The 11,950-nt window shown below is 63.0% G+C and carries 16 protein-coding genes; 15 read left to right on the forward strand and 1 reads right to left on the reverse strand.

Going from position 1 to position 11,950, the window contains the following annotated elements:
- The first annotated feature begins 10 nt into the window (after positions 1 to 10).
- The 15 genes from SRB521_RS05630 (at position 11) to SRB521_RS05700 (ending at position 10,497) form a co-directional block, all read left to right on the forward strand.
- The gene (locus tag SRB521_RS05630) at positions 11 to 1,012 is read left to right on the forward strand and encodes an XkdQ/YqbQ family protein (protein WP_129868802.1); all 1,002 of its coding nucleotides are present in this window, start codon (positions 11 to 13) and stop codon (positions 1,010 to 1,012) included.
- A 166-nt stretch (positions 1,013 to 1,178) separates the two neighbouring features.
- Positions 1,179 to 1,454 carry a DUF2577 family protein gene (locus SRB521_RS05635; RefSeq protein ID WP_129868803.1) on the forward strand — a complete coding sequence of 92 codons (276 nt, stop codon included), beginning with the start codon at positions 1,179 to 1,181 and terminating at the stop codon, positions 1,452 to 1,454.
- A complete protein-coding gene (locus SRB521_RS05640) occupies positions 1,451 to 1,879 on the forward strand; it encodes a DUF2634 domain-containing protein (protein WP_075704232.1) in 429 nt (142 codons plus the stop codon). Before SRB521_RS05635 ends, SRB521_RS05640 begins: the two co-directional genes overlap by 4 nt.
- Positions 1,872 to 2,915 (forward strand): baseplate J/gp47 family protein, encoded by a 1,044-nt coding sequence (locus tag SRB521_RS05645; RefSeq protein ID WP_129868804.1) that lies wholly within the window; start codon positions 1,872 to 1,874, stop codon positions 2,913 to 2,915. Before SRB521_RS05640 ends, SRB521_RS05645 begins: the two co-directional genes overlap by 8 nt.
- Positions 2,912 to 3,445, forward strand: coding sequence for a putative phage tail protein (locus tag SRB521_RS05650; RefSeq protein WP_116722671.1), 534 nt, complete (start codon positions 2,912 to 2,914; stop codon positions 3,443 to 3,445). Before SRB521_RS05645 ends, SRB521_RS05650 begins: the two co-directional genes overlap by 4 nt.
- Position 3,446: 1 nt before the next feature.
- Positions 3,447 to 4,220 carry a hypothetical protein gene (locus SRB521_RS05655; RefSeq protein WP_129868805.1) on the forward strand — a complete coding sequence of 258 codons (774 nt, stop codon included), beginning with the start codon at positions 3,447 to 3,449 and terminating at the stop codon, positions 4,218 to 4,220.
- Between the two features lie 12 nt (positions 4,221 to 4,232).
- Entirely contained in the window at positions 4,233 to 5,381 is a 1,149-nt protein-coding gene (locus SRB521_RS05660; protein WP_116722670.1) for a Kelch repeat-containing protein, read from the forward strand.
- 14 nt (positions 5,382 to 5,395) lie between these two features.
- Positions 5,396 to 5,776, forward strand: coding sequence for a hypothetical protein (locus SRB521_RS05665; protein WP_129868806.1), 381 nt, complete (start codon positions 5,396 to 5,398; stop codon positions 5,774 to 5,776).
- 1 nt (position 5,777) lies between these two features.
- The gene (locus SRB521_RS05670) at positions 5,778 to 5,909 is read left to right on the forward strand and encodes an XkdX family protein (RefSeq protein WP_195417317.1); all 132 of its coding nucleotides are present in this window, start codon (positions 5,778 to 5,780) and stop codon (positions 5,907 to 5,909) included.
- On the forward strand, positions 5,909 to 7,267 hold the full coding sequence (locus tag SRB521_RS16780; RefSeq protein ID WP_243647719.1) for a collagen-like protein: 1,359 nt from the start codon (positions 5,909 to 5,911) through the stop codon (positions 7,265 to 7,267). Before SRB521_RS05670 ends, SRB521_RS16780 begins: the two co-directional genes overlap by 1 nt.
- Positions 7,268 to 7,304: 37 nt before the next feature.
- Positions 7,305 to 7,442, forward strand: coding sequence for a hypothetical protein (locus SRB521_RS16075; protein ID WP_207216001.1), 138 nt, complete (start codon positions 7,305 to 7,307; stop codon positions 7,440 to 7,442).
- Between the two features lie 140 nt (positions 7,443 to 7,582).
- Complete coding sequence (locus SRB521_RS05680; RefSeq protein ID WP_129868793.1) at positions 7,583 to 7,906, forward strand: hypothetical protein; 324 nt, start codon at positions 7,583 to 7,585, stop codon at positions 7,904 to 7,906.
- Positions 7,899 to 9,419, forward strand: coding sequence for a peptidoglycan recognition protein family protein (locus tag SRB521_RS16875; protein ID WP_420810021.1), 1,521 nt, complete (start codon positions 7,899 to 7,901; stop codon positions 9,417 to 9,419). The genes SRB521_RS05680 and SRB521_RS16875 overlap by 8 nt, the downstream gene beginning before the upstream one ends.
- Positions 9,420 to 9,435: 16 nt before the next feature.
- Positions 9,436 to 9,924: a phage holin family protein gene (locus tag SRB521_RS05690; protein WP_129868808.1), complete on the forward strand. Its 489-nt coding sequence runs from the start codon at positions 9,436 to 9,438 to the stop codon at positions 9,922 to 9,924.
- 375 nt (positions 9,925 to 10,299) lie between these two features.
- Positions 10,300 to 10,497, forward strand: coding sequence for a helix-turn-helix transcriptional regulator (locus SRB521_RS05700; RefSeq protein ID WP_129868809.1), 198 nt, complete (start codon positions 10,300 to 10,302; stop codon positions 10,495 to 10,497).
- A 956-nt stretch (positions 10,498 to 11,453) separates the two neighbouring features.
- Here the strand turns inward: SRB521_RS05700 and SRB521_RS05705 are convergent.
- Positions 11,454 to 11,831, reverse strand: coding sequence for a sporulation initiation factor Spo0A C-terminal domain-containing protein (locus SRB521_RS05705; RefSeq protein WP_116721924.1), 378 nt, complete (start codon positions 11,829 to 11,831; stop codon positions 11,454 to 11,456).
- Positions 11,832 to 11,950: the final 119 nt, after the last annotated feature.

The following is an 11,950-nucleotide window of genomic DNA, read 5'->3' on the forward strand; positions in this document are numbered from 1 at the left end:
GGAGGCCGTCATGGAGGAAAAGCTGAAGCTGCTGATCACCCCGCCGGAGGGAGGGACCCGGGACGCGGCGGCGCTGTGCCGGAGCGTTACGTGGGGCGGGAGCTACGACCAGGCGGCGCGGACGCTGGACTTCCCGCTGCTGGTGTGCCCGGAGGACAAGCGCCTGCCGGCGGTGGACTGCCCGCCCGGGAGCCGGGTGCAGTTTTACCGGGGGGAGCCGCTGCTCTTCGACGGCTTTGTGTTCTCCCGGCAGCGGGACACGCTGTCCAACACGGTGGAGGTGTCCTGTGCGGACCGGGGGCTGTACTTAAAGCGGAACCAGGGGGCGTACCGCTTCCGGGGCCAGACCCCTGAGGCCATCACGGGGCGGGTGGCGGCGGACTTCGGGCTGACGGTGGGGAGCCTGGCCCGGACGGGGACGGCGATCAGCCGGAATTTTCCCGGGGTGAGCCTGTACCAGATCATCCAGACGGCGTACACCCAGGCGTCAGCCGCCACCGGGGGGCGGTATATGGTGCGGTTCCGGGGCGAGGCGCTGGAGGTGATCGAAAAAAAGCAGGGGGAGCGGACCCTGGCGCTGCGGCCGGGGTCCAACCTCATCAGCCTGACGGCCACGGACAGCGTGGAGCGCCTGGTGAACCGGGTGCAGATCCTGAGCAAGGACGGCACGGCCAAGGGGAGCCCTGTGGAGGACGGGGCGTCCATCGCGCGGTACGGCCTGTTCCAGCAGATGGTGACGGAGAGCAGCGGGAAGGACGCGGCGGCGGAGGCAAGGAAGCTGCTGGAGGACAACGCCCCGGCGCAGAAGATCACGGCGCAGGTGCGGGGGAACCCGGCGCTCATCGCCGGGGAGTGCGCGGTGCTCCAGGAGCCGGTGACGGGGCTGTACGGCCTGTGCTGGATCGACAGCGACACCCACACCTGGAAGGGCGGGGTATACACCACCAAGCTGGTGCTGAATTTTAGAAACCTGATGGATGAGGCCGAAGCGGGAAAGCTGCCGGACGCCTGAGAGGGCGCGGAGGGTGACAGGCAGGGAAAGGCGCCCAACACGGGCCCGGCGATGCAACAGAAGGGGTCCCCGCAAAGCCGCGAGGCTTTGTGGGGAGAGGACGAGCAACGGAGTGGAGCGGATGCTCGCCGGAAGGCGGGCGAAGCGGAGAGGAGTTTGCGAGGACGTGGAAGAAAATCCTTATCAGCGGCTGGCGCGGATCTTTACGCCCGGGGCGGCGGAGGGCGGGCTGTGCCTGGGGACGGTGGCGTCCTGGCCGGACCAGGACCACCCGACACGGCCCCATCGGGTGATCGCCGGGGGGACGTCCCAGGAGCGGGAAGACCTGCTCTCGTCGCCGGGACTGCTGCCCTATGGTCTGGCGGCGGGGGACCAGGTGGTGCTTCTGCCCATTGAGGAGAACCAGCGGTATATCATTCTGTGCAAGGCGGTGAGCGTATGAGCACGACATTGTTCCCCGTGGTGCAGCCGGAGGCGGTGCAGACCGGGACGGCGCTTCCGCTGTGCCGGGAGGTCAAATGGGACTACGACGGGAACCGGCCCGTGTTCCGCAACGGAGAACCGGAGACGGTGGAGGGCGCGGAGGCGGTACGGGTCTGGGCCTGGCTGGCCCTGCACACCACCCGGTTCCGGCATGAGATTTACTCCCGGGCCTACGGGACGGAGCTGGAGAACCTGATGGGGCAGCCGTACACCGAGGCGCTGAAGCAGTCCGAGGCCCAGCGGTACGTGCGGGAGGCCCTGGAGATCAACCCCTACATCAGCGCCGTGGAGGACGTGGGCGTGGACTTCGACGACGGGCGGCTGTCCATCTCCTGCACGGTGCGGACCATTTATGGAACAAGCGAGGTGAGATTACATGTTTGAAGATATCACACCTGAGAGCATCAAGGCGGCCATCCTGGCGGAGGCCGGAGAGAGCCTGGAGACCCGTGAGGGGAGCTTTCTGGACTCCATGGCGGGGCCCGCCGCGCTGGAGATCTGGAAGGTCTACCAGGCGATGAACGCGGTGGTGTCCATCGCCTTCGTGGACGAGAGCTCGGGGGGCTACCTGGACCTGGAGGGGGCCAAGTACGGCATCACCCGGAAGCCGGGCACCCGCGCCCGGTGCGCCATGACCCTCACCGGCACGGCGGGGGCGACGGTACCGGCGGGGACGGTGTTCGTCACGCCGGGCGGGCTGGAGTTCGCCCTGACGGAGGCGGTGGTCCTCACCGGGAGCGGCGACGCGGGAACGGCGGAGGCGGCAGAGGTGGGCAGCGCGTACAACGTGGAGGCGGGGGAGCTGTCTCAGATGGCGGCGACGCTGCCGGGGCTGTCCTCCTGGACCAACGGCCCCGCCGCCGGCGGCACGGACCCGGAGAGCGACGGGGCCCTCTATGGGCGCATCCACGCCTACCTGAGCCGCCCGGCCACCTCCGGAAACGCTTATCACTACGAGCAGTGGGCGCTGGAGGTGGCGGGCGTGGGCGCCGCCAGGGTATTCCCCCTGTGGAACGGCGCGGGGACGGTCAAGGTGGTGCTGGTGGACGGCGGCATGGAGCCCGCCTCGGCGGAGATCGTGGCGGCGGTACAGGCCCACATTGAGGCGGAACGGCCCATCGGGGCCACGGTGACGGTGGCGGCGGCCGCGCCGCTGAGCATCAACGTGACGGCGGCGGTGACGCTGGATGGGAGTGCCCCCCTCAGCCAAGTCAAGACGGAGTTCGAGGCGGCGCTGGACACCTATCTCATGGAGCTGGCCTTCTCGGCCTCCACCCTGCGATATAACCAGGTGGCCTATCTGCTGCTGAGCATCCCGGGAGTGTCCGATTTTACGGCGCTGACGATCAACGGCGGCACGGGCAACGTGAGCATCGGGGATGAGCAGGTGCCTGTGAAGGGGACGGTGACGCTGACGTGAAACTGATCGGCTATCTGCCGGACTTCTACGCCGCCTCGCCCCAGATCGCGGCCCTCCAGGGGGCGCTGGAGCAGCAGACCGAGGCCCTGTGGACGGCGGAGAACGGGCTCATCGACCAACTGGACGTCAACAAGGCCACCTGGGGACTGTCCTGCTGGGAGGCGTCCCTGGGGCTGGATGTGGACGTGTCCCGCCCCGACGCCTACCGGCGGACCCGCATCCTCTCCAAGCTGCGGGGGCAGGGCACCACCACCGTGGCCATGATCCAGAACGTGGCCGAGAGCTTTTACAACGGCCAGGTGGCGGTGGAGGAGCAGCCGGAGGCATACCGTTTCGACATCCGGTTCCTGAGCAGCATCGGGGTGCCGCCCAACCTGGACGACCTGTCGGCGGCCCTGGAGGAGATCAAGCCCGCGCACCTGGCATACGACTACATCATCCTCTACCGGACTTGGGGAGAGCTGGAGGAGAAGACCTGGGGAGAGCTGGAGAGCCGGACCTGGGATGAGATTTTAGGAGGTGAGCTCTGAGATGGAGCAGACAACGAATTATGGCCTCAATAAGCCGGGCGGCAGCGACTATGCCAGGGTCGACGCGCTCAACGTCAATATGGACGCCGTCGACGCGGCGCTGAAGGACCTGGAGGAGAGCAAGGCGGAGGGGGCGGCGCTGGCGGCGCACGAAGCGGACGGGGTGAAGCACGTCAGCGCGGCGGAGCGGACGGCCTGGAACGCCAAGGCGGACGGGGCGTCCACCAGCGCGCACATCTCCAACACCAACAACCCCCATGGGGTGACGGCGGCCCAGGTGGGGGCGGTGCCCACGACCCGGAAGGTGAACGGCAAGGCGCTCAGTGCGGACGTCACCCTGGCAGCGGCCGACGTGGGGGCGGCGGCCGCCGGCCACAGCCATGGGGCGGGTGACATTGCCTCCGGGACGCTGGACGCCGCACGCATCCCCGATCTGGTGGCCAGTAAGATCACTTCCGGGACGCTGCCTGTGGCACGGGGCGGTACGGGGGCGGCCAGCCTGACCAGCGGCGCGGCGCTCATCGGGGCGGGCACCGGCGCAGTGACCACCCGCGCCATTAAGGACAACACCAGCGCGTCCGCCGCTCTCACAGCGAGTTCCGCCCTTGTGACCATGAACACACTGCGCTATGCCCTCAATCGCACGACGGGGCCCGGGGCGGCGGACACCAATTATACCACTGCCATGATGCGGGCCATCCAGGCCAGCACCACGGACCTGACCGCCGGAAGCTCCAGCCTGACCAGCGGAACCATCTACCTGGTGTACGAGTGAGGCGACGACGAAATGGCGAAACGAGTCTATATCGGCGTGGGCGGCAAGGCCCGCAAGGTGAAGAAGATCTATATCGGTGTGGCAGGAGTGGCCCGGAAGGTCAAAAAGGCGTACATCGGCGTGGGAGGAGTGGCGCGCATCTTCTGGAGCGGGGGAGAACTGGCGTATTATGGGACGGCCACGGCACTCAGTTCCGGACGAACCTATCACGCGGCGGCGACGGTGGGAAATTACGCGCTGTTCGGAGGGGGGTACTCGTATTCCTCGGGATATATGACGACCGTAGACGCCTACAGTGCCTCCCTCATTCGGAGCACGCCTACCGCCCTGAGCGAGGCCCGATATGACTTGGCGGGTGTGGCTGTGGGAAGCTATGCCTTATTTGGCGGCGGTAGTAACTCCTCCACATACGGCGCGTCTACAGTCGTAGATGCTTACAACGCTTCTCTTACCCGGAGTACGCCTACCGCCTTGAGCGTGGCTAGGACGGCGCTGGGTGCGGCCGCAATCGGCAATTACGCTCTATTTGCCGGGGGCCACCAGGGGACTAGCTCGAAATCCGGATATTATTCCACCGTGGACGCCTACAACGCCTCCCTTACCCGGAGTACGCCTACCGCCCTGAGCGTAGCCAGATACAAACTTGCGGCGGCGGCAGTCGGCAATTACGCCCTATTCATTGGCGGATATTACTACGACGGCGAAGATCAAATGAACAGCACTACTATAGACGTATACAATACATCACTTACACGGTCCACGATGACGGCTGCCCAAGTCTGTTTCGGCAATGCGGCGGCCACTGTCGGCGATTATATCCTATATGTCAGGAACAATAGTGCAAATTCAGTCGTTGCCAGTATTGACGCATCTCTAACTAAGGGTACGGCCGCATCATTAAGCACTGCCAGATATGACCTCGCCGCTATGACATTGGGCGACTTTGCTCTTTTCGGGGGCGGATGCACTAGCTCCAGTAGCCGCAGCGCAGTAGTAGATAGCTACGACGCCTCTTTGACTATGACTGTGGCAACGTCGTTGAGCCTTGCGCGGGAATATCCGCAGGGGATCCAGGTTGGAGATTACGGATTGTTTGCCGGCGGCAACAACGGTAGCTCCAGCGGCAGTTATAGCGCGGTCGTCGATGTCTATACAATTTAAGGAGGAATAGAAACATGAGCAAAAGATATCAGCTTTGGGACAAGGCCAGTCAGGTCATCACGCCCATTGGGGAGGTGCTGACGGCGGGGCAGTGGATGGAGCGGTATCCCGCGGCGGCGGCGATCCCCTACGTGCTGGCTGCCGGGGAGGTGAACGGGGCGTTCTGCACGCCCCTTGCCCAGATGAAGCAGATCTGCGCCCAGCAGGGGTGCGACTTCTCCGCCTGCGGGACCGACCAGGAGGTGCTGGACGCCATCGAAGCCTTCGAGGACGCGCAGAACGCCCCCGGCGAGGCGGTCTCCAACGAGGAACTGACGGCCACGAGCCTGGCGTCCATCGCCGCCAGCCTGGAATATCAGAACATGCTCACCCTGGACGATGCGGAGGTGGTATAACATGAGCTTTGAACGGATCCAGTATTATTACGAGGCGGGCCTGTGGAGCAAGCCGATGGTGAAGACGGCGGTGCGCAAGGGCGTCATCACCAAAGAACAGTACAAGGACATCACCGGCGAGGACTACGCCTGATGATCGAGCTGCAGAACTGGCGTGTGCTGATGGAAGTAAGGGACCGGGAGCTCGGGTATGAGTCGGACCACCTGCACCGGCGGCTGGAGATCGCCGCGGACCTGGACGCGGGGTGGGCGGTGAAGCTGGATATGGCTCTGGGGCAAGCAAAGAACGTGGTGGACCTGGAGCGGACCGGGGACGTGCTGTGGGTGGACCTCACGCGGGATATCCTGGCCTCCGACGGGCTGTACCGCTGTCAGCTCCGGGGGCTCAAAGGGGATACGGTGGCCCACAGCAACCAGTTTGAGCTGCTGGTGAGCGGGAGCATCAACGCTGCGGAGGCATTTCCGAGCGTCGAGCCCTCGGAGCTTGCCCAGATGGAGGCCAGGGTCACGCAGGCCAAGGCCGCCGCAGTGGCCGCCGCAGACCGGGCGGAAGCGGCGGCGGTCCACCCGCCCAAGCTGTCCGGGGATCAGACGTGGATGGTGTGGGACCTGGAGAGCGGGGCGTATCAGGATACCGGCGTCTACTCCGGCGGGGCGGCCCCCAACATTGGGCCCGGCGGGAATTGGGTCGTCGGCGGCGTGGATACCGGCGTATCGGCGACCGGTCCCAGAGGAGAACAGGGACCTATCGGTCCCGCCGGTCCCCAGGGAGAGAAGGGAGATCCAGGAGAGCAGGGTCTACAGGGCATCCAGGGCGAGACGGGGCCACAAGGCCCGCAGGGGTCGAAGGGCGATACCGGCGCCCAGGGATTGCAAGGCCCAAAAGGAGACCAGGGGGAACAGGGCATCCAAGGCCCGCAGGGGCCAAAAGGTGACACCGGAGACACCGGCCCGCAGGGTCCCGCAGGTGCGGATGGCGTCGGCCTCCCCACCGTGACCGCAGAGGACAACGGCATGTATGCGGGCGTGGTGGACGGAGCGTGGGGCAAAGTGAGCGCGCCGGGTGGGGGCAGAGAGTGGACACTGCTATGGGAACATACATTTTCGGAATCTGACGTGGGTACGGCATATTGGGAATGGAATGTACCCGACATAACAGAGATATCAGTCAGGACCTGGGGGCTACAGTCAAATCAAACGATGGGGTGGCAGCTTAAAGTCAATGGGGCAAGCCTCACAAATAACGTGGCCGTCCGCAACACGGATGGCATCAAGCATCAAATCATACATGCCATATTTGCCGGAGCCCATTGGATCACACGGATATCCACCTATGACTATGACGCGATGTCTGCGTCCTCGCTAAATAATACGGCATCGCCCACTGGCGCAAATATGGGAGATGGTAAAGCCCAAACGATCCAGTTTGCCCAAAGCGCCGTACAGGACTACCAGATATATAGCGGACAAGTAAAGATTTGGGTGAGGTAGCGATATGTACAAAGTAATAGATAATGTCAAAATCCTCATGACAGCAGAAGAACTCGCGGAGCTGGAGGCCATGGGACAGGCCCAGCCCCCCATCTCGCCCACAGAGGCGGAACGGCTCTCCGCGCTGGAGGCGGCCATGCTGGAGCTGATGATGGGAGGGACAGGCGATGGTTGAGTTTATCCGCATTCAGTATCGTCTGGGCCGTCTGACGGCGGAGCAGGTGCGCTCCATGGCCCCGAAGTGGATCACCGCCGATCAGGCGGAAGAGATTATCCATATGTGACAGGCCAACTTGGCCGGAAAGGAAGTCAGCTATGAAGCATCTGTACGAGTACATCAACGAGATCATGGACATCGCCGCAGTCAATCACGCGGAGCCGCAGAACGCCAAGGATATGTTTTTGGCCAACATCCGGAACGCCGGGGACCCCACGCTGCCCCACTACAGGGGCGCGGGGGATGTGGACTACGCCGCGCTGGCGGAGGACCTGCCCAGACTAACCAATGAGGGAGCGGCCCTCACTCAGGCGTTATTTGACCACTACAAGGCGCTGGTGGAGCTCCGCAGGGCGGGGCGGTACGCCGAGGCGGTGGAGCTGATGCGCGGGGCGGTGGAGGCGGCTGAGGGCGATGAGTAAGTACATCACCTCTATCCCACTGGGGGACATAGACAGGGTGCAAATCTACATCAACTCCAGCAAGCTGCCCCTCCGACAGATTGTGGCCCAAGAGGCTCCAGACCTTGCGATCACGGGCAACTTCTGGCTCTACGGCAGCTATCAGCCCGCGTGCCCCATCAAGGCTGACGGGAAGGTGCTGGCGACCGACGCATACCACTACCCGGCTCTGATCTGGGATACCGGGCCGGACATCTCCATGGGCATAGTCCCGCCCGGCGGGGCCTGCGGCAAGGCGAACTATATTGCAAATTCCGCCGGACTCTACCAGGGCAAGCCGGAGACCATGTACTGCAAGCCAGATGTCCGGGGGCGTCGCGGCCGGACGGGGTGGGGCTTCTGCGGCGGGGCGCTCGCCTTCATCGCCTTCCCGGATGGGAGCGACGGCATGGAGCCGGAGGAGCTGCGGGACTATGTGCAGGGACTCGGATGGTCCGACTGCATCATGGGCGACGGTGGACGCAAGGTGAACTATTATAACAGGGCCACTGGGGATATGGTGCAGGGCCGTGACCCAAGCCAGAATCTGATTTTGGTCTACAAGCGCAAGGGGCACTCATCCAAGCCCGACGACAGCGATAAGGAGGACAAGCCTATGGACGACATCACCCAGGCCATCATGACCAACAGCGACTGCTACAAGGCCGGGAGGACCATTATCCCCAAGGGGATCATGGTACACTCCACCGCCACCCCGGGGGCGGATGCCCAGACCATCCGGTCCGCCTGGGACCGGTCAGGCGCAGAGGCGGCGGTCCACTACATCATCGACGACCAGCGCACGCTCCAGACCCTGCCGGACACCTGCCGGGCGTGGCACTGCGGCGGGGCGGCCAACAACACCCACCTGAGCCTTGAGATTTGCGAGCCCCAGGAGTGCCGCCTGATCCCCGCCGAGTGGATTGCCCTCAAACGGGGGTCCTCTGGCTGGGCTGTCCAGCGCCTCCAGATGGAGCTCCAGGCCAGAGGATACGACCCCAAGGGGGTGGACGGCTCTTTCGGGCCCGGCTGCGACGCGGCGCTGCGGGCCTGCCAAAAGGACCTGGGACTCACGGCGGACGGGTCCTGCGGACCGGCCACCCTCGCCAAGCTGGCAAGCCGCCAGGGCTCGTATCTGGCTTACAACCCCCAGGATACCGCGGCATATTTTGCCGCCGTGTGGGGCCGCGCCGTGGCGCTGTGCGTCCAGCTCTGCAAGACCTACGGCTTGACCGCCGCCGACATCCTGTGCCACTCGGAGGGCTATGCCAAGGGCATCGCCTCCAACCACGCGGATGTGATGCACTGGTGGCCTTACCACAGTAAGACCATGGATATGCTCCGGGCGGCGGTGGACAAGGCATTGGGCGCGCAGGAGCCGGATTACCGGGCCCAGGTACAGGCGCGCTTCGGGCTGGCCGAGGAGACCATGGACTACCTGGAGGCGTACCGATACGGCGCGGACCTGCTGCAAAAGCTGGCCGCGGCAAATTAGGAGAGGAGTACTTATCATGACCGAAAACATCAACGGCATCAAGGCCGCCGTGGCCGCCGTCATCGCCGCGCTGACCGCTCTGTGGGGGTGGTACGGTTGGTTTATCTGCATTCTGGCCCTGTGCATGCTGCTGGACTACATCACCGGCTCCGCCGCCGGAATGAAGGCGGGGGAGTGGTCCTCCAAGACGGCCCGCACTGGGCTGTGGCATAAGCTGGCCATCCTTGTGGCTGTACTGGTGGCCGCTATTCTGGACACAGTAGTGGGCATGATCGTCAACAATATTCCGTCGATCACGCTTCCCTTTGAGTATACGGTGATCTTCGGCCCCCTGGTGGTGGCTTGGTACATCCTCACGGAGCTGGGCTCCATCCTGGAGAACGCGGGGAAGTTGGGGGACGGTAAGCAGCCCGCGTGGTTCAAAAGGGCCGTCTCCGCCCTCAAATCCGGCGTGGACCAAACCGGGGATAAGCTGGGCGGTGGAGAGGACCGGGAGAAGGAATGACCAATTAAACGGCCCCCGCCAAGCGCTGGGACGGTATCGTGGACAAGCTCATTTGGCTGGCCGTTTCCGGGGCGCTGGGGTTCATCGCGGCGCAGATCGTGAGATAGGCGAAGAAAGCCCCCGCCACCCCAGTAGGGGGTGGTGGGGGCTACTTTGCGAGCACAAAATTATATTATCTATATGTATGGGCTTTGGATGCAACGCTGCGGGAATCGTAGGCTGTCGGATCATCGACTCCCCAAGAGAACGACTGATCGCCATCCTGACCAATAATTTTGTACCCTGCAACGGGCGATTCGCGCCACCACACAAAGGGCAACAAAAAGGTTCCTTGGAGCCGATAGTGAAAACGCCTCCGAAAAGCTGATTTTGCCCATGGATGATTATAAGAGCTATTGCGCAGCATTGATGAAGGTCTACCGAAAGGCCAATCACATGACCCAAAAGGAGCTTGCGGAGATGGTGGGGGTCAAGCATTTGACCCTTCGAGCCTGGGAGCAGAACGTGGCGTCGCCGCCATACGAGATATGGAAACAAATCAAGTCACTTTTGTTTGGCGGTATTGCCGGATGATAGGTCCGCCATCATCGCATCAATGACGGTGAGCTTTTCACTGGTTGACAACCCAGCCTCGTTCAGCCTCCGTTCAATCACCCTGATTTGCCAGTCATAAATTTTTTCAGTGAGAGCTGCGCCGTCCTGTGAGGGAACGATATGTACATGGATCGCTCTGACTTTGTTTCTTCGCATGTGACCACACCCTTTCGGGGAATCCTTATGCGAAGGCTGAATTGTCCTATTCCACACGGCTGGAGCGCCGCGCCGGGTGTATTCCCGGCGCGGTGTTCCAGCTTGCATAGGAAAAAGCAACAGGCGGCGGCTGGCTGGGCCGCTCCGCGGGACTTACCCCCAGGGTCTCTGGCTCCCCCACAGCTTGCGACGGCTCACGTCGTCGGAGCAAACTTCGCTTGTTCGTTTCCGCCTTGCGGCGAAAAGCTCACCCGCTCCGTTACCCCTCCTCTCCCCATAAAGTTATCAAAGTTTATGGGGACCCTTTAACGCTTCAACGCTCGAACCATGGCCGGGAAGACGTATCATGATCAGATATGCGGGTCATCGCCGCAAGCCGCCACGGCTTGCTTGTGCGCGGCGTGTGGCTCTCCCATACCCTCCTTCCTCATCCTTGGGGTCATGGCACACTACGCCCCACACGGCTGCCCACGGATGGGACCGCATATCAAACGTACCTGTTGCTGTGTAAAGTTTTCAAAGAACACGTGGGAGGTAGGTATAACCTGCGCTTGTCCCTCACGTGCTCTATTATATGTAAATTTATGGTATTCGCCTAAGATATTCAGTCGAATCAGCCATTGAATCCGTCGATATGGGACGATATGGTTAGACGGCGCAGTACATCTAATCGACACGATAGGGTATCTGTCCCAGGTTTGGACAGGATAAAATGCCTTGCGGCGTCGAACGCGGACATAAAAAATGGAGGCGAGCTGTGCCCGCCTCCGTTTAGGAGTTTACTGATTTTGCCTGAGATAACCCGCCAGCATGTCGATGAACTCCGTGTTGGAGGGTCGCCGCTCCACATGGCAGCCGGCCACGTGGTCCAGAAACTCATGCTCCTCGCGCTCCCAGCAGATACGGACCAGTGTGCGGACCGAGCGCTCCAGGGAGGAGGCCGTGACGCCGAACTGCCGGGCCGTGTCGGGGTAGAGCCGTTTGGTGATCAGCCGGATGCAGTCCGGGTCCTCCGCTACCTGCTCCACCAGGGAGGCCGCGTAGCGGAACCCCGCCAGCCGCCCCGTCACGCCGAGGCGGCGCAGGAGCTGTTCGGCGGTGAGGGGCTTTCCCGCATTTTCCTTATCCTGCTCGGGAACGATTAAGTACATAGCCATTGATGACCATCCTTTCTATCTTTGCGGTGGTTTTGGGTAGTAGGTGGAAATCAATGGGCAGGCGGGGATCGGCAGCGGCATGCAACGGTTCAAAACCCCTCTCTATGCAGCGCTTTTTC

It is taken from the genome of Intestinimonas butyriciproducens, assembly GCF_004154955.1.
GTDB classification, from domain to species: Bacteria; Bacillota; Clostridia; order Oscillospirales; family Oscillospiraceae; genus Intestinimonas; species Intestinimonas butyriciproducens.